Source organism: Bradyrhizobium rifense (genome assembly GCF_008123425.1).
Lineage (GTDB): Bacteria > Pseudomonadota > Alphaproteobacteria > Rhizobiales > Xanthobacteraceae > Bradyrhizobium > Bradyrhizobium rifense.
Map to the genome: position 1 here is coordinate 218,722 of NZ_VSSS01000041.1, position 16,264 is coordinate 234,985.

Below are 16,264 nucleotides of genomic sequence, written 5' to 3' on the forward strand. Positions count from 1 at the left end.
TCTGTCCCGCCACGTATCTCGTCTCACCTGAAACCAGACCGGCTTCTGCAATGAGCGCCGCTTCCTTCTACGGCAGCATCCCTGTCTTCCGTGGCTTCACCAGCCTGATGGAGCCAAAACTCTATTCGCCGCTGCCGGAGGACTGGAGCATCGGTGTCGCCGACATCGTCGATTCCACCAAGGCGATTGCGGCGCAGCGCTACAAGGCGGTCAACATGGCCGGGGCCGCCGTGATCGCGGCGGTGACGAATGCGCTGGAGGGACGCGAATTTCCCTTCGTGTTCGGCGGCGACGGCGCCAGTTTTGCGGTTGCGCCGGCCGATCTCGATGCGGCGCACGAAGCCTTGGCCGCGACCGCGACCTGGGTGCGGGAAGACCTCGATCTCAAAATGCGGGTCGCGCTCGTGCCGGTGAGCGCCATAAGGGCGAAAGGTCTCGACGTGCGCGTCGCGCGCTTCGGTCCGTCGGCCAATCTGTCCTATGCGATGTTCTCCGGCGGTGGGCTCGCCTTCGCCGACGCTGCGATGAAGCGCGGCGAGTTCGCCGTCGCTGAGGCGCCCTCGGGCACGCAGCCCGATCTCTCCGGCCTGTCCTGTCGCTTCGAGGTGATGCCGGCCTCACGCGGGCTGATCCTGTCAGTGCTGGTGATGCCGGTTGGCGGTGTCGACCCGCAGGCCTTCCGCAAGGTGATCGAGGACATCATCCATCTCGTCGAGCGCAGTCCCGATGCGGGGCGTCCCGTGCCATCGCAGGGGCCGCCGCTGAAATGGCCGCCGCAGGGCCTGGACTACGAGGCGCGGGCGATCCGTGGCGGGTCGTTGCTCAAGCGCCGCGCCGGCCTGCTCGCCTATACGTTTTTCGCCTATGTCCTGATGCGCTTCGACATCAAGGTCGGCGGCTTCCTGCCGAAGGTCTACAAGCGCCAGGTGGTCGAGAATTCCGACTTCCGCAAATATGACGACGGCCTGCGCATGATCCTCGACTGCACGCCGGAGCTCGAGCGTGCCCTGAGCGATCGTCTTGCGGCCGCCGCGCGCGACGGCGTCGTGCGCTACGGCCTTTATCCGCAGGATGCCGCGATGATGACCTGCTTCACGCCCTCGGCGCTGCGCAGCGACCATGTACACTTCATCGACGGCGCGCGTGGCGGCTACGCCTCGGCGGCGACGGCGCTCAAGGCGATGGTTGCGGCCGCAACCTAGCGTCCCGCCCGCGTCCAGGTCTCGCCGCCGCAGAGCGCGCCGACGCAGCCTTCGACGCGCAGCGTCTCTGCTGATGTCACCGAGACGCTGCTCGCATAGGTGCTACCGTCATCGGCATTGTAGATCTGGCCCGACCATTTGTTCGGCCCTGATGGTTGCATGCCGGAGAACAGCGGCAGGCCGATCATCGGGCGCCTGGCGAGCGCCGGATTGGGATTCTTGCTGTCGGTGGCGGGCTGGCCGGTCGCGGTGTCGGTGGGCTCGCGCAGCCAGACGATGACGCCGCAGATGCCGCCGCCGCATTTGCTGATCTTCACGCGGGCATCGCCCGCCTGGGTGAGCCAGGTCCCGCTCGCGTCAGCACTTTGCGCATGCGCGGCCGTCGCGCCGGATAGCGCAGCCAGGAGGACGGAGAGGATGGCGAATCTGCGGGACATGGACGGGCCTCGGAATGGAGGCGTCTCCATAGCAGCAAATCAGAATCGTGCAACGCCTGATGGAATCACATTGCTGCGCTCATTTGCCCCAGTGAATCTCTCACCACGGCAGGCCGCAGAGGTCGATGATGCCGAGCGTCGGCGCACGGACGATGTCGAACAGATAGGGCGCCAGATCCGTGAAGCGCGCGCGGCCCTCAGGTTGTTCGCAATAGATGTCGCCGGTGAAGGCGCGCCATTTGCGAGCCTCGTAGAACGCGACATTGTGCGGCTCGCAGAACAGGATCGCGAAGCGAACCGCCTCGTTGGCGCGCATGGTATGCACCGCCGCGTCGATCGCCATGGTCGCATAGCCGCGGCCCCGGCGATCCTCGCGCGTACAGACCCCGCCGATGCCGCCGACATGCGCTTTCTGTCCATTCCAGGTGATGGTGCGGAAATAGATGCCGACATGGCAGACGAGGCCGTCCTCAGGCGTCTCGATCAGCACGCGCAGATCGGCATGGGCCCATTTGACGTGGCTCCAGGATGGCTTCTCGGCGGCGCCGCGTCCCCAGACCGCGCTGAGCAGCGGTTGTGCGATCGGCCACGCGGCGTCGCCGTTCAAAATGTCGATTTCGATGCTCATGGCTTTCGCAGCTCTGCTCCGTGACGCATTCGTTCTGCCATAAGCGCTTCAAAGGCAATGATATTTTTCGGTGATCTGAAAGCTGTGCAATCGGGCCATGCCGTCGCAATCGCGCCTTTTCGCAATTTGGCGGTATTTAACGGCGCAGGAACCTTCTATAAGGGGTGACCGTTAAAACGTTCCCCACCCAGTTGCGGACAAGAACCCATGACATTCACGCTGCCCCCCCTCCCTTACGCCTATGACGCCCTCGGCCAGTTCATGTCGAAGGAGACGCTGGAATTCCACCACGACAAGCATCATCAGGCCTACGTCACCAACGGCAACAACGCGCTCAAGGGGACCGAATGGGAAGGCAAATCCCTTGAAGAGATCGTCAAGGGCTCGTTCGGCAAGAACCCCGCGGTGTTCAACAATGCCGGCCAGCACTACAACCATATCCACTTCTGGAGCTGGATGAAGCCCAATGGCGGCGGCACCAAGCTGCCGGGCAAGCTCGAGAAGAAGATCAACGAGGACCTCGGCGGCTTCGAGAAGTTCAAGACGGACTTCCAGGCAGCCGGCGTCGGCCAGTTCGGCTCCGGCTGGGCCTGGCTCCAGGTCAAGGACGGCAAGCTTGAAATCGCCAAGACCCCGAACGGCGAGAATCCGCTGGTGCACGGCGCGACCCCGATCCTCGGCGTCGACGTCTGGGAGCACTCCTACTACATCGACTATCGCAACCGCCGTCCCGACTATCTCAAGGCGTTCGTCGAGAACCTCGTGAACTGGGAATACGTCGAGTCCCTGTTCGACAAGGTCTGAGTTAGCCTCATCGTAACAGCGAAAGGCGGTCGCATGTGCGGCCGCCTTTTTGCTGTGCGGAATTGATTGAATCAGTCCTGCGTGGCGCGCGCACGGGTCTGTCATCGTTCCGTTTGCATCACCTCCACGGCACCCTTAATCAGGACGGGCATCACCCTCGAGCCGACCGAGCCCGTTGTCAGAACCGTCCCCGAATAGTCCTGCGCCTGCCGAGGACGCGGAGTTCGAGCCGCGGCCGGGGCGTGTCCGCAAGCCGATCGGCTGGTCGACCATCATCATCGCAGCGCTGGTGGCGGTGAGCGCAGCGCTGGTCTGGCGGCGTGACGGGACCGACGGCGTCCTCGACATTCTCACCCACGACCTCTCGCTGTTCGGCGGCATCCTGCCGCGCGTGCTGGCGGGCTGCCTGCTTGGCGCCTTCATCTCGGAAATCCTGCCGCACGAAAAAGTCTCGCGCTCGCTCGGGCCGAAATCCGGCCTGAAGGGGCTTCTGATCGGCACCGCCTTCGGTGCGATCCTGCCCGGCGGCCCGTTCACCGCCTATCCCGTGGCGAGCGCGCTGCTCGCAGTCGGCGCCGATTTCGGTGCCACCATCGCCATGGTCGTGAGCTGGACCCTGATCGGCTACGGGCGCGCGGTTGCCTGGGAAATCCCGATCATGGGCACCGATTTCACGCTGTGGCGGATCGTGATCTCGCTGCCGCTCCCGGTGCTCGCCGGCGCGCTCGGCCGCTTCGTCTATGTCCGGCTCTATCCGAAGCGCGACAGCGACGAGGACGCGGCATGAGCGCGGCGCTTCTCATCGACATCCTGCTGTGGGGCTCGGTGTTCGGCGTCGGCCTGATCGCGTTCCGCCGCGGCCCTCCGGTGTTCAAGGCCTCGCTGCGCGAAGGCTCGATGGATTTCATCAATATCGTGCCGCGGATTGCACTGGGCGTGATCGGCTCGGGCTACATCGCGGCCATCATCCCGCAGGAGGTGATCTCCGGCTGGCTCGGACCGGACAGCGGCTGGCTCGGGGTTGCGACTGCCGTGGTCGCCGGCGCGGCCACGCCCGGCGGCCCGGTGATCGGCTTTTCCATCGGCACGGTGGCGCTGAAGTCGGGCGGCGGGGTGCCCCAGGTGGTCGCCTATGTCGTGGCCTGGGCCTTGTTCGCCTTCCAGCGCGTGATTCTGTGGGAAATCCCGTTCATGCCGGCCCGTTTCGTCTGGTTCCGCTGCGCCGTCTCGGTGCCGTTCCCATTCGTGGCGGCCGCCATCGCGATGGTGATCGGCAAGCCCTGAGCCGGCCGTGGACAGGGGTAATGTTATAATATAACGTCCTGGACATGGTTCCCGCCGCATCCCATGCCCATCATCACGACCCTGCCCATGGTCATTCTTCTGGCCATTCTCACGACCACGGGCATTCGCATGGGCACGACCACAGCCACGCCCACGTCCACGACGCGGCCTCTCCGCACCCGGCCCAGGACGCGCCCTGGTCGATCTTGCGCATGACCATGGCCGGCCGCCTCGCGGCGGCAGTCGCCGTCTGCACCGTGCTCTGGGGCGTCGTCTGGCTCGCGATGAGGTAACCATGGCAGCCGTACACTTTCACAACGTCACGCTCGGCTATGACCGCCATCCGGCCGTGCACCATCTCAACGGCGAGGTCGCGCCCGGCGCGCTGGTCGCCGTGATCGGCCCGAACGGCGCCGGCAAGTCGACCCTTCTGCGTGGCATCGTCGGCATTCTCCGGCCGCTCGACGGCAGCATCCATCTCGGCGGGCTCGATAGCCGCGACATCGCCTATCTGCCGCAGAGCGCGGACATCGACCGCAGCTTCCCGATCTCGGTGTTCGATTTCGTCGGAACCGGGTTGTGGCGCGCGACGGGCCTGTTCGGCGGGATCGGCAAGGCTGCGCGCGAAAAAATCCTGCGCACGATCGCTTCCGTCGGTCTCAACGGTTTCGAGAACCGTACCATCGGCACGCTCTCGGGTGGCCAGAGGCAGCGCGTGCTGTTCGCGCGCGTGCTGCTCCAGGATGCACGCTTGATCGTGCTCGACGAACCCTTCAACGCCATCGACAGCAAGACTACGGCCGACCTGCTCGCGCTGGTGAAGCACTGGCATAGCGAAGGCCGCACCGTGCTCGCCGCGCTGCACGACATGGAGATGGTGCGCACGCATTTCGCCGAGACGCTGGTGCTGGCGCGCGGCCCCGTGGCCTGGGGACCGACGGCGGAGGTGCTCACGCCGGAAAACCTACTGGTCGCGATGCGGATGTGCGAAGCCTTTGACGACAGTGCGGCGGCCTGCGCGGCCGATGATGCTCGCTCGCGGGCGGCGTGATCCCAGATGGTCTATGACGCGCTGATCGGTCCGTTCACCGAATTCGAGTTCATGCGGCGCGCGCTCGCCGCGGTGATCGCACTGTCGCTTGCCGGCGCGCCGATCGGCGTGTTCCTGATGCTGCGGCGGATGAGCCTCGTCGGCGATGCCATGGCGCACGCGATCCTGCCCGGTGCCGCCGTCGGTTTCCTGCTCTCCGGCCTCAATCTGTTCGCGATGACCGCCGGCGGGCTGATTGCGGGCTTTGCCGTGGCGATCCTTGCCGGCGTGGTCGCGCGCTCGACCGGATTGAAGGAGGATGCCTCGCTTGCAACCTTCTATCTGGCCTCGCTGGCGCTGGGCGTCACCATCGTCTCGATCAAGGGCACCAATATCGATCTGCTGCACGTGCTGTTCGGCAACATCCTCGCGATGGACGACCAGACGCTGCTGGTGGTCGCCTTCAACGCCACGGTGACGCTGCTGGTACTCGCCGTGATCTACCGCCCCCTGGTAATCGAGAGCGTCGATCCCTTGTTTTTGCGAACGGTGAGCCGCGCCGGAGGGCCTGCGCATCTCGCCTTCCTGGCGCTCGTCGTCATCAACCTCGTCAACGGGTTTCAGGCGCTCGGCACGTTGCTCGCGGTGGGATTGATGATCCTTCCGGCGGGCATCGCGCGGTTCTGGTCGCGCGATCTCACGGTGATGATCTGCATCGCGGTCGTCGCTGCCGCCGTCTCCGGCTATGCCGGCCTCGTGCTGTCGTTCCAGACCCGCGTGCCCTCGGGCCCTGCGATCATTCTGGTGGCGACGGTGTTCTACATCGTCTCCGTCCTGTTCGGTCGCGTCGGCGGCATCGTCCGGCAGTTGTTTCCCGGCCGGCATCTGGAAGCATGACGATGCGGCGCCTCCTGCTTTGCGTGCTCCTGCTGATCGCCTCGCCGTTGCACGCTGCGGAGCCGCTCAACGTCGTCGCGAGCTTCTCGATCCTCGGCGATTTCGTCCGCACCATCGGCGGCGACCGGGTCAACGTCACGACGCTGGTCGGCCCCGACAGCGACGTCCATGTCTACACGCCGGCGCCAAGCGATGCGAAGCGGATCGCGGACGCAAAACTCGTCATCGTCAACGGTCTCGGACTCGAGGGCTGGCTGCCGCGGCTGGTGCAATCCTCCGGCAGCAAGGCGACGATCGTGATCGCCAGCGCCGGGATTGCCCCGCTTAAGCTCGGCTCGGCGGCAGACCCCCATGCCTGGCAGTCCGTCCTCAATGCCAAGGTCTATGTGACTGACATCGCCAACGCATTGGCTGCGGCCGATCCTGATGGTGCGGAGGCCTTCCGCACCCAGGCAAAAGCCTATCTGGAAAAGCTCGAAGCGCTCGACCGCGAGGTTCGCGACGCCGTGGCCAAAATCCCGGCGGAGCGGCGCAAGGTCATCTCCACCCACGATGCCTTCGGCTATTTCGCCGCTGAATACGGCGTGCAGCTCATTGCCCCCCTGGGGGTCTCCACGGAAACCGAGCCCAGCGCGCGGGACATCGCCGCCATCATCGGCCAGATCAAGGCTCAAAAAATCCCGGCCGTTTTCCTGGAAAATATCAGCGATGACCGCCTGATCCGGCGGATCGCAGCCGAGACCGGGGCAAAGGTCGGCGGGACCCTGATTTCGGACGGTTTGACCGGCGAAAAGGGGCCTGCACCCACTTACATTGACATGGTCAGGCACAATATAAAGGCCCTGACCAGCGCGCTTGACCACTAGGGCAGGGGGCCACCCCGCCGTGCGTCGCGCGGAAAGCCCGAAGTCGGAGTTGTTATGTCTGAAGCGACCGCCTCCAAAATTCCCGTGACCGTCCTGACCGGCTATCTCGGTGCCGGCAAGACCACGCTGTTGAACCGCATCCTGTCGGAAAACCACGGCAAGAAATACGCCGTCATCGTCAACGAATTCGGCGAGATCGGCATCGACAACGACCTCATCATCGGCGCCGATGAGGAAGTGTTCGAGATGAACAACGGCTGCATCTGCTGCACCGTGCGCGGCGACCTCGTCCGCATCATGGACGGCTTGATGAAGCGCAAGGGCAAGTTCGACGCCATCATCGTCGAGACCACCGGCCTTGCCGATCCGGCGCCGGTCGCCCAGACCTTCTTCGTCGACGAGGACGTGCAGAAGAACGCGCGGCTCGACGCGGTGGTGACCGTTGCCGATGCCAAATGGCTGTCTGACCGTCTGAAGGACGCACCCGAAGCCAAGAACCAGATCGCCTTCGCCGATGTGATCGTGCTGAACAAGACCGATCTCGTCACCAAGCCGGAGCTTGCCGAGGTCGAGGCCCGCATCCGCGCTATCAACCCCTATGCGAAACTCCACCGCACCGAGCGCTGCTCGGTCGCCCTGGCTGACGTGCTCGATCGCGGTGCATTCGACCTCGACCGCATCCTCGATATCGAGCCGGACTTTTTGGAGGTCGACGATCATGACCACGACCATGATCATCACGGCCACGACCATCATCACCATCATGGTCACGGCCACGGCCTGAAGCACTATCACGACGAGGACATGCAATCGCTGTCGCTCAAGACCGACAAGCCGCTCGATCCGAACGTGTTCATGCCCTGGCTGCAGAATTTGGTGCAGGTCGAGGGCGGCAAGATCCTGCGCTCCAAGGGTATCCTCGCCTTCCACGACGACGATGACCGCTACGTGTTCCAGGGCGTCCACATGATGCTGGAGGGCAACCACCAGCGGAAATGGAAGGACGGCGAGCCGCGCCAAAGCCGCCTCGTCTTCATCGGCCGCGAACTGCCCGAAGAGCTCATTCGAACGGGCTTCGAGAGCTGCATCGTCTCGTGATGAAAGAGTTTACGCCGGCTCCGGATTCAGCCTCGATCGTCTCCGTCACCGACCGCGTCAAGCCGGTTGCGCTCGGCATGGGCGTGACCTCGGTGCATTTCCTTGGCCCCCGCGCGGCCTTCGTTGGCAGTGAGGAGAACGTCGCGTTCGTCGACGCCAAGGGCGAGATCAGCACCGTCGCCGTTCACAGCGGCGGCATTCTCTCGGCCGCCTCAGACGGCAAGCGCCTTGTGATGGGCGGCGACGACGGCAAGGTCGTCGCGCTCGACGCCAGGGGCGAGGTGACGCTGCTCGCCACCGATCCGAAGCGGCGCTGGATCGACGCGGTGGCGCTGCATCCGGATGGTGCCTACGCCTGGTCGGCCGGCAAGACCGCGACCGTCAAGAGCGGCAAGGCCGAGGAAAAATCGCTCGAAGTGCCCTCGACCGTCGGCGGCCTCGCATTCGCGCCGAAGGGGCTGCGGCTCGCGATCGCCCATTATAACGGCGCGACGCTGTGGTTTCCCAACATGGAGGGATCAGCCGAATTCCTGCCCTGGGCCGGCTCGCATCTCGGCGTCACCTTCAGCCCGGACAACAAATTCCTGGTCACCACCATGCACGAGGCGGCGCTGCACGGCTGGCGGCTCGCCGATAACCGGCATATGCGCATGACCGGCTATCCCGGCCGCGTCCGCTCGATGTCCTGGAGCGCGGGTGGCAAGGGGTTGGCGACTTCGGGTGCCGACACCGTCATCATCTGGCCGTTCGCCAGCAAGGACGGTCCGATGGGCAAGGAGCCTGCGATGCTCGCGCCGCTGCAGGCGCGCGTCGCCGTGGTCGCCTGCCACCCGAAGAACGACATCTTCGCCGCCGGCTACAGCGACGGCACCGTGCTGATGGTGCGGTTGGAGGATGGCGCGGAGATCCTGGTCCGCCGCAACGGCACCCCGCCGGTCGCCGGGCTCGCCTGGAACGCCAAGGGCACGCTGCTGGCCTTCGCCGACGAAAATGGGGACGGCGGCCTGCTGGAGCTTTGATCTGTCATCATTCCGGCCGTATAGGGAATCATGCGGTTCCTGACGACCTTCCAGCTCGCTGATTTTGCCGACACGCTGGTCAGCCTGTTCACGGCCTTCGTGCTGGGCACGCTGATCGGCGCCGAGCGGCAATACCGGCAGCGCACCGCGGGCCTGCGCACCAACGTGCTGGTCGCGGTCGCGGCCGCCGCCTTCGTCGATCTTGCCATGCATCTGATGGGTGCCGACGGCGCGGTTCGGGTGATCGCCAATGTCGTCACTGGCATCGGCTTCCTCGGCGCCGGCGTCATCATGAGGCAGGGCATGGACGTGCGCGGGCTCAACACCGCGGCGACGCTGTGGGCCTCTGCCGCGGTCGGCTCCTGCGCCGGGGCCGACATGGTCGCACAGGCAGCGGCGCTGACCGTGTTCGTCATCGCCGGCAACACCATGCTGCGCCCCCTGGTCAACGCCATCAACCGCATCCCGCTGAATGAGAAGACCTCTGAGGCGACCTACTATTTCAAGCTCGCGGTCGCGACCGACGCGTTGCCCGACATGCGCGACCGCCTCGTCGACAAGCTCGAGGCGGCGAAATATCAGGTGGCCGACATCAAAATCGTCGAGATCGGCGACGATATTCTGGAGATCGTCGCAAAGCTGGTTGCGTCCGCGGTCGATCCGAACGAGCTCAACGCGGCGGCGACCGATCTCCAGCACCTGCCCGGCGTGCGCCACGCCACCTGGGAAGTCAGCACCACAGACTGAGTGTGGCGTTTTGGCACGCTGACACCCGGTTCCCGGCTTGCCGGGCATGGAACCGCGGTCGGAGAACTTCGTTGATCCCGCGGACAAAGGCGGTGATCGACATGCCCGGCCAGAATGAAAACCGTAGACTGAAGCTCGACCTCACAATTGCCTGCTCGCTGTTCGCAGCAGGCGTCGTGGTGTCAGTGATGTCCCTCGCCCAAATCCGCGCCGAGAGCCGGCTGGAGCTGGCGCAGGCAACGCAGCCGCTGCAGGGCACGCCGTCCAACGACCAGAGCAAGACGCCGGCCGAAGCCAAGCCCGGCGGCGACCGGCCGACCACGCCGGCCCCCGAGCCGGCGCGCCCCGATCCGCAGACCCAGGGCGCGGCGACCAAGCCGGCCCTGCCGCCGGCCCCGGCCGAGAAGGTCGCGCCGCCGATCAAGGAGAAGTAGCCCCCAGGGCAACCTATTGTGACGCGCATTTTACGATCGATGCCGATTCTACGATCTCGCCTCGGCGCACGACCCGCTCCATAATCTGTCGCACCAACGACAGATGGGGTCCTCCATGAAGATCGAAGACGTCCGCCGCACCGCTTATTCGATGCCGCTCACCAACCCGTCATTCCCGCCGGGGCCATATCGCTTCTTCGACCGCGAATACTTCATCATCACTTACAGGACCGATCCCGAAGCCCTTGCGGCCGTGGTGCCCGAGCCGCTTGAGGTGACGGAGCCGGTGGTGAAATACGAGTTCATCCGCATGCCCGACTCGACCGGCTTCGGTAACTACACCGAAACCGGGCAGGTGATCCCGGTCCGCTTCAAGGGCGAGGAGGGCGCCTACACTCACGCGATGTATCTGGACGACGAGGCTCCGATTGCCGGCGGCCGCGAGCTCTGGGGATTTCCGAAGAAGCTCGCAAGACCGAAGATCGAGGTCGAAACCGACGTGCTCGTCGGCTCGCTGCACTACGGCTCGGTGCTCTGCGCTTCGGCAACGATGGGTTACAAGCACCGCAAGGTCGACCACGACACGGTGCTTAAGTCGATGGCGGCGCCAAACTTCATCCTGAAGATCATCCCGCATGTCGACGGCAGCGCGCGGATCTGCGAGCTGGTGCGTTTTCATCTCGATGACGTCGTGCTGAAGGAAGCATGGACCGGCCCTGCCGCACTCGGCCTGTTTCCCCACGCACTCTGTGACGTCGCTCGCTTGCCGGTGCGCGAGGTGATCTCGGCGCTGCATTTCAAGGCGGACCTGACGCTAGGGCTCGGCAGCGTGGCGTTCGATTACATGGCCAAGTAAACACTGGCCAAGTAACCTGGCGAAGTAACGAAGGACCAAAGCGGGCCGCGAAACGAAAATGCCCGGCGCGAGGCCGGGCATCACGATCGATCAGGCGTCGCGCCCTCACCGCACCAGAATATTCCGGAACTGCCAGGGATCGCTGGTGTCGATGTCTTCCGGAAACAGTCCTGGACGATCCGTCAACGGCGTCCAGTCGGTGTAGAAACCCTTCACCGGGCCGAGATACGGCAGCTGGATTTCCAGCAGACGATCGAAATCCATCTCGTCGGCTTCGACGATGCCTTCCTTCGGGTTTTCCAGCGCCCACACCATGCCGCCGAGCACGGCGGAGGTCACCTGCAGGCCGGTTGCGTTCTGATAGGGCGCGAGCTTGCGGGTCTCCTCGATCGAGAGCTGCGAGCCGTACCAATAGGCATTGTTGTCGTGGCCGAACAGCAACACGCCGAGCTCGTCGATGCCGTCGACGATTTCGTTCTCGTCGAGGATGTGATGCTTTTCCTGCATCTTGGCGGCGCGGCCGAACATTTCATGCAGCGACAGCACGGCATCGTCGGCCGGGTGATAGGCATAGTGGCAGGTCGGCCGATAGACCGCCTTGCCCGATGCGTCACGCACCGTGAAGTAATCGGAGATCGAGATCGACTCGTTGTGGGTGACGAGGAAGCCGTATTGCGCGCCGCGGGTCGGGCACCAGGTGCGCACGCGCGTATTGGCGCCGGGCTGCATCAGATAGATGGCAGCGCCGCAGCCGGCTTCGTGGGTGTGCGCATTCTCGGGCATCCATTTTTCATGGGTGCCCCAGCCGAGCTCGGACGGCTGCACGCCTTCCGACAGGAAGCCTTCCACCGACCAGGTGTTGACGAAGACATCCGGCTCTTTCGGCTTCTTGGCGCGCTGGGTGTCGCGTTCGGCGATATGGATGCCCTTGATGCCGGCCTGCCGCATCAAGTCAGCCCATTCGGCCTTGGTCTTCGGCTTGGGGGCATTGAGCTTCAGGTCGGCCGCGACATTGAGCAGCGCCTGCTTGACGAAAAACGAGACCATGCCGGGATTGGCGCCACAGCAGGAGACGGCCGTCGTAGAGCCCGCCGGGCGCGCCTTCTTGGCGGCCAGCGTCACTTCGCGCAGCGCGTAGTTCGAGCGCGCTTCCGGGCCCTTCGAGGCATCGAAATAGAAGCCGAGCCAGGGCTCGTTGACGGTGTCGATATAGAGCGCGCCAAGCTCGTTGCAGAGCTCCATGATGTCGGTCGAACCGGTGTCGACCGAGAGGTTGACGCAAAAGCCCTGGCCGCCGCCTTCGGTGAGAAGCGGGGTCAGCAATTCGCGGTAATTGTCTTTGGTCACGGCCTTCTGGATGAAGCGCACATTCTGCTTCTCGCAATGGGCCTTGCGGCCCTCGTCCTTGGGATCGATCACGGTGACGCGCGACTTGTCGTAATCGAGATGCCGCTCGATCATCGGCAGCGTGCCTTTGCCGATGGAGCCGAAGCCGACCATGACGATGGGACCAGTGATCTTCGCGTAGATCTGCGAGGGGTGGCTCATGGGATGGGTTCTCCGGAACGTGCTGGCGGACAAGGGGTGAGGGGTGGCTCAGGCGCTTCGGCGCTTGGCGGTGACTTCGATTTCGACCTTCATCTCGGGCTTGGCGAGGGCGCTGACGACCAGCAAGGTCGCAGCCGGCCTGATGTCACCGAGAACCTCGCCGCAGACGGCGAAGTGGGCGTCAATGTAGTTTGCGTCAGTGACGTAGTAGGTCGCACGGACGATATCGGCCATCTCGAATCCGCCCTCCTTCAGGGCGGTTGCGATGGTCTTGAAGCAGTTGCGTGACTGGCTCGTGACATCGGCCGGCATCGTCATCGTCGTGTAGTCATAGCCGGTGGTTCCCGCGACGAAGGCGAAATCGCCGTCGATCACGGCGCGGCTGTAGCCGACGCTCTTCTCGAGGGGGGAGCCGGTGGAAATCAGGCGACGGGACATGGGTTCGGCCTCGACTGAAAGCGGGAATTTCGTGGGTTAAAGGGCGTTTCTGGGGCTCACGCAACCCCAAACGAATAGAGCTTATCGGAGGCGCAGTCGGACGAAGCCGCTGAGCGCGGCTTCGGTGGTCGCCATCATGGCTATCCCTTAGGCCGCGTGCGCTTGGAGGGCGCGAACTACCCTCCGTTTGGGCAGGGCGGCGCCGGTCGGGACGATCATTCCCTCGGCGCCATCCAGCGCACCGGCCTGGAATTCGATCGCCAGGAGGCGGTCTCGCTCGAACAGGCCGGGCAGCACCAGCGCGCCGGTCTTCTCGGGCGAGAAGCCGAAACGGGCGTAGTAGGGCGCATCGCCGAGCAGGATCACGGCGGCATGCCCGCGCGCCCGGGCGGCGGCCAGCGCTTGTTGCATCAGCGCGGCGCCGATCCCGAGCTCGCGGCAGGCAGGGTCCACCGCCAAGGGTCCGAGGACCAGAGCGGGCCTGCCTCCGGCGCTGACGTGCCACAGCCGCACGGTTCCCACGAGTGTCCCCTCGCGCACTGCCGACAGGGCAAGGCCTGCGGCAGGTGCACGTCCGTCGCGCAGGCGCTCGCAGGTGCGGCCATGGCGGTCTTCGCCAAAGCTGGCATCCAGCAGTGCTTCACGCATCGTGACGTCGACAGCACGTTCCGCACGGATCGCGAACGGAGCGGCTTTCGAAGTGAGGGCGACTTGTGGCTTCCGAAAAGCAGTCATGGCGCGTCAGTCCCCGCTTGAGCTGACGTGCGCGCGGCACGCCAGTCCAAGGCGTCGTCAGAATGGCAATGTCAGGAAGGGAGCCGGCGGACCGGCTCCCGGGTTCGTCTGGCCTCTGAAAAAGAGGCTGCTTAGATGTGGTATGTCCTCAGCGGCGGGATGCCGTTGAACGCCACCGCTGAGTAGGTCGACGTATAGGCCCCGGTGCCTTCGATCAGCAGCTTGTCGCCGATCTCGAGCGTCACCGGAAGCGGATACGGGTTCTTCTCGTACAGCACGTCGGCGCTGTCGCAGGTCGGGCCCGCGAGCACGCACGGGGTCATGTCCGCACCGTCATGCGGGGTGCGGATGGCGTAGCGGATCGACTCGTCCATGGTCTCGGCGAGACCGCCGAACTTGCCGATGTCCAGATAGACCCAGCGCACCTCGTCCTCGTCGCTCTTCTTCGAGATGAGCACGACCTCGGATTCGATGATGCCGGCGTTACCCACCATGCCGCGGCCCGGCTCGATGATGGTCTCCGGAATCTGGTTGCCGAAGTGCTTGCGCAGCGCCCGGAAGATCGAGCGGCCGTAGGTCACGACCGGCGGCACGTCCTTCAGGTACTTGGTCGGGAAGCCGCCGCCCATGTTGACCATGGTCAGGTTGATGCCGCGCTCGGCGCAGTCGCGGAACACCTGCGAGGCCATCGCCAGCGCACGGTCCCACGCCTTCACCTTGCGCTGCTGCGAGCCGACATGGAAGGAGATGCCGCACGGCTCCAGGCCCAGGCGCTTGGCGACGTCGAGCACCTCGACGGCCATTTCCGGGTCGCAGCCGAACTTGCGCGACAGCGGCCACTCGGCGCCGGCGCAGTCATAGAGGATGCGGCAGAACACCTTCGCGCCGGGAGCGGCACGGGCGACCTTCTCGACTTCGGCGGCGCAATCGACCGCAAACAGGCGAATGCCGAGCGCGAAGGCGCGCGCGATGTCGCGCTCCTTCTTGATCGTGTTGCCGAAGGAGATGCGGTCGGGCGTCGCACCCGCAGCCAGCGCCATCTCGATCTCGGCGACGGTCGCGGTGTCGAAGCAGGAGCCCATGGAGGCCAGCAGCGCCAGCACTTCCGGCGCCGGGTTCGCCTTGACGGCATAGAACACGCGGCTGTCGGGCAGCGCCTTGGCAAAGGTCTGGTAATTGTCGCGCACGACTTCGAGGTCGACCACGAGGCAAGGCTCGGTGTCCCGGCCCTCGCTGCGGCGGTTGCGCAGGAATTCCTGAATACGTTCGGTCATAGCACTCTCCCAAACGGCCCAGCGACGGGGATCCGTTCAAAAAATGACGTCGGATAAGAGCGCTCCGGCCAGATCACGCGATGGAGGCGTGACGAGCCAAAGACTCACATCAGACTGTGCTGCCGTGGATTGGTTGGGAATTTTCCCGCCCGCACACCTGGCAATGAAGGACAAGCCTTTTCAGTAGCCCGCGCCGGCGTTGGACTGCCGGTAGAGACCAAAAAAGCCCGATCCGTCGTTGCTTTAAGTCGCGTCCCCCGTTGAGAGCGGAGTGCGCCGGTTCGCCTCCGGCTGCCAGTCACGGTTGCAAAAAGTGAAGTCACCTTCGACAAGGCATCTCTTTGAGAGAGATGCTGGACGCTCCGGGTTTGCTTTCGTCTTCCACCTTATGAAGGCTTCCGACTTCCGCACTTCCGAAGAGCCCCTCGGCTTCTTCACCCCTTGGCGGCTGTCCGGCCTCTTGTCCGGATACCTACCGACTGACACACGACCACAGGCACGTGCGAAATTGGGCAAGAGCGCACATAAGGGTTTTGACTCAGCTTCGCAAGATTTTTTTTAGGCTGAGGACAGAATTGCCTAACATCTGCTTGCGCAGTGTTGCGCGCGCGACGCGGAAGATGAACGCGCGTTAAGTTTTCTGTGCCGCGCGCGTGACTCTCGCGCGCGTGAGGCGTCAGCGGCGCTTGAAGAACGGCTCGACGCGCTGAGCGGCGCGGATGAAGGCTGTCATCACGAGCACGCCGAGTGCGAACAGCACGGCCTGCAGGATGTGCGCGCCCTGGTCGCCGAGCCCGAACAGGATCGCGAGCGCCCAGCCGCCGGCAAATGCCGCGCCGAACACCTCGGCGCCGATCAGGATGGCGGCGCTGATGACGGTGATGACGCTCGGCCAGACGATCTGACGGGACGACGAGGAAGGCGCGTTCATGGGCATTGGGGTCCGTGGCTTCGAGGGCCGCAATCT

General features: G+C 64.7%; 20 protein-coding genes. 13 read left to right on the forward strand and 7 right to left on the reverse strand.

Annotation, left to right across the window (positions count from 1 at the left end):
- Positions 1-50 precede the first annotated feature (50 nt).
- Entirely contained in the window at positions 51-1,202 is a 1,152-nt protein-coding gene (locus tag FXB40_RS26880) for a DUF3095 domain-containing protein (protein ID WP_148775140.1), read from the forward strand.
- Here the strand turns inward: FXB40_RS26880 and FXB40_RS26885 are convergent.
- Complete coding sequence (locus tag FXB40_RS26885) at positions 1,199-1,639, reverse strand: DUF2147 domain-containing protein (RefSeq protein ID WP_148775141.1); 441 nt, start codon at positions 1,637-1,639, stop codon at positions 1,199-1,201. The two genes, FXB40_RS26880 and FXB40_RS26885, sit on opposite strands and share 4 nt — an antisense overlap.
- Before the next feature lie 100 nt (positions 1,640-1,739).
- Entirely contained in the window at positions 1,740-2,267 is a 528-nt protein-coding gene (locus FXB40_RS26890) for a GNAT family N-acetyltransferase (RefSeq protein WP_148775142.1), read from the reverse strand.
- Between the two features lie 207 nt (positions 2,268-2,474).
- Between FXB40_RS26890 and FXB40_RS26895 the strand changes: the two genes are divergently transcribed.
- The 12 genes from FXB40_RS26895 to FXB40_RS26950 all read left to right on the forward strand — a co-directional run bounded on the left by FXB40_RS26895 (position 2,475) and on the right by FXB40_RS26950 (position 11,302).
- Positions 2,475-3,071: a superoxide dismutase gene (locus tag FXB40_RS26895; protein ID WP_148775143.1), complete on the forward strand. Its 597-nt coding sequence runs from the start codon at positions 2,475-2,477 to the stop codon at positions 3,069-3,071.
- A gap of 175 nt (positions 3,072-3,246) precedes the next feature.
- Positions 3,247-3,858 carry a permease gene (locus FXB40_RS26900; protein WP_148775144.1) on the forward strand — a complete coding sequence of 204 codons (612 nt, stop codon included), beginning with the start codon at positions 3,247-3,249 and terminating at the stop codon, positions 3,856-3,858.
- Positions 3,855-4,355: a hypothetical protein gene (locus FXB40_RS26905; protein WP_148775145.1), complete on the forward strand. Its 501-nt coding sequence runs from the start codon at positions 3,855-3,857 to the stop codon at positions 4,353-4,355. The genes FXB40_RS26900 and FXB40_RS26905 overlap by 4 nt, the downstream gene beginning before the upstream one ends.
- A gap of 44 nt (positions 4,356-4,399) precedes the next feature.
- Complete coding sequence (locus tag FXB40_RS49385) at positions 4,400-4,648, forward strand: hypothetical protein (RefSeq protein WP_148775146.1); 249 nt, start codon at positions 4,400-4,402, stop codon at positions 4,646-4,648.
- A 2-nt stretch (positions 4,649-4,650) separates the two neighbouring features.
- A complete protein-coding gene (locus tag FXB40_RS26915) occupies positions 4,651-5,406 on the forward strand; it encodes a metal ABC transporter ATP-binding protein (RefSeq protein ID WP_148775147.1) in 756 nt (251 codons plus the stop codon).
- Between the two features lie 6 nt (positions 5,407-5,412).
- On the forward strand, positions 5,413-6,282 hold the full coding sequence (locus FXB40_RS26920) for a metal ABC transporter permease (protein WP_148751761.1): 870 nt from the start codon (positions 5,413-5,415) through the stop codon (positions 6,280-6,282).
- 2 nt (positions 6,283-6,284) lie between these two features.
- Positions 6,285-7,148 carry a metal ABC transporter substrate-binding protein gene (locus tag FXB40_RS26925; protein WP_187437165.1) on the forward strand — a complete coding sequence of 288 codons (864 nt, stop codon included), beginning with the start codon at positions 6,285-6,287 and terminating at the stop codon, positions 7,146-7,148.
- Positions 7,149-7,202: 54 nt separating this feature from the next.
- The gene (locus FXB40_RS26930; RefSeq protein ID WP_148775149.1) at positions 7,203-8,246 is read left to right on the forward strand and encodes a CobW family GTP-binding protein; all 1,044 of its coding nucleotides are present in this window, start codon (positions 7,203-7,205) and stop codon (positions 8,244-8,246) included.
- A complete protein-coding gene (locus FXB40_RS26935; RefSeq protein WP_187437169.1) occupies positions 8,246-9,265 on the forward strand; it encodes a WD40 repeat domain-containing protein in 1,020 nt (339 codons plus the stop codon). The genes FXB40_RS26930 and FXB40_RS26935 overlap by 1 nt, the downstream gene beginning before the upstream one ends.
- A gap of 30 nt (positions 9,266-9,295) precedes the next feature.
- A complete protein-coding gene (locus FXB40_RS26940) occupies positions 9,296-10,012 on the forward strand; it encodes an MgtC/SapB family protein (protein ID WP_148775151.1) in 717 nt (238 codons plus the stop codon).
- 101 nt (positions 10,013-10,113) lie between these two features.
- Positions 10,114-10,446 carry a hypothetical protein gene (locus FXB40_RS48145; protein WP_187437170.1) on the forward strand — a complete coding sequence of 111 codons (333 nt, stop codon included), beginning with the start codon at positions 10,114-10,116 and terminating at the stop codon, positions 10,444-10,446.
- A 115-nt stretch (positions 10,447-10,561) separates the two neighbouring features.
- Positions 10,562-11,302, forward strand: coding sequence for an acetoacetate decarboxylase (locus FXB40_RS26950; RefSeq protein ID WP_187437166.1), 741 nt, complete (start codon positions 10,562-10,564; stop codon positions 11,300-11,302).
- A 105-nt stretch (positions 11,303-11,407) separates the two neighbouring features.
- Here the strand turns inward: FXB40_RS26950 and FXB40_RS26955 are convergent, their stop codons facing one another.
- The 5 genes from FXB40_RS26955 to FXB40_RS26980 form a co-directional block, all read right to left on the reverse strand.
- Complete coding sequence (locus FXB40_RS26955) at positions 11,408-12,850, reverse strand: homospermidine synthase (RefSeq protein ID WP_148775153.1); 1,443 nt, start codon at positions 12,848-12,850, stop codon at positions 11,408-11,410.
- A gap of 48 nt (positions 12,851-12,898) precedes the next feature.
- Complete coding sequence (locus tag FXB40_RS26960; protein ID WP_148775154.1) at positions 12,899-13,288, reverse strand: RidA family protein; 390 nt, start codon at positions 13,286-13,288, stop codon at positions 12,899-12,901.
- A gap of 147 nt (positions 13,289-13,435) precedes the next feature.
- On the reverse strand, positions 13,436-14,023 hold the full coding sequence (locus tag FXB40_RS26965; protein WP_148775155.1) for a GNAT family N-acetyltransferase: 588 nt from the start codon (positions 14,021-14,023) through the stop codon (positions 13,436-13,438).
- A 131-nt stretch (positions 14,024-14,154) separates the two neighbouring features.
- Positions 14,155-15,297 (reverse strand): type III PLP-dependent enzyme, encoded by a 1,143-nt coding sequence (locus tag FXB40_RS26970; protein WP_148775156.1) that lies wholly within the window; start codon positions 15,295-15,297, stop codon positions 14,155-14,157.
- 676 nt (positions 15,298-15,973) lie between these two features.
- A complete protein-coding gene (locus tag FXB40_RS26980) occupies positions 15,974-16,228 on the reverse strand; it encodes a hypothetical protein (protein ID WP_148775157.1) in 255 nt (84 codons plus the stop codon).
- Positions 16,229-16,264: the final 36 nt, after the last annotated feature.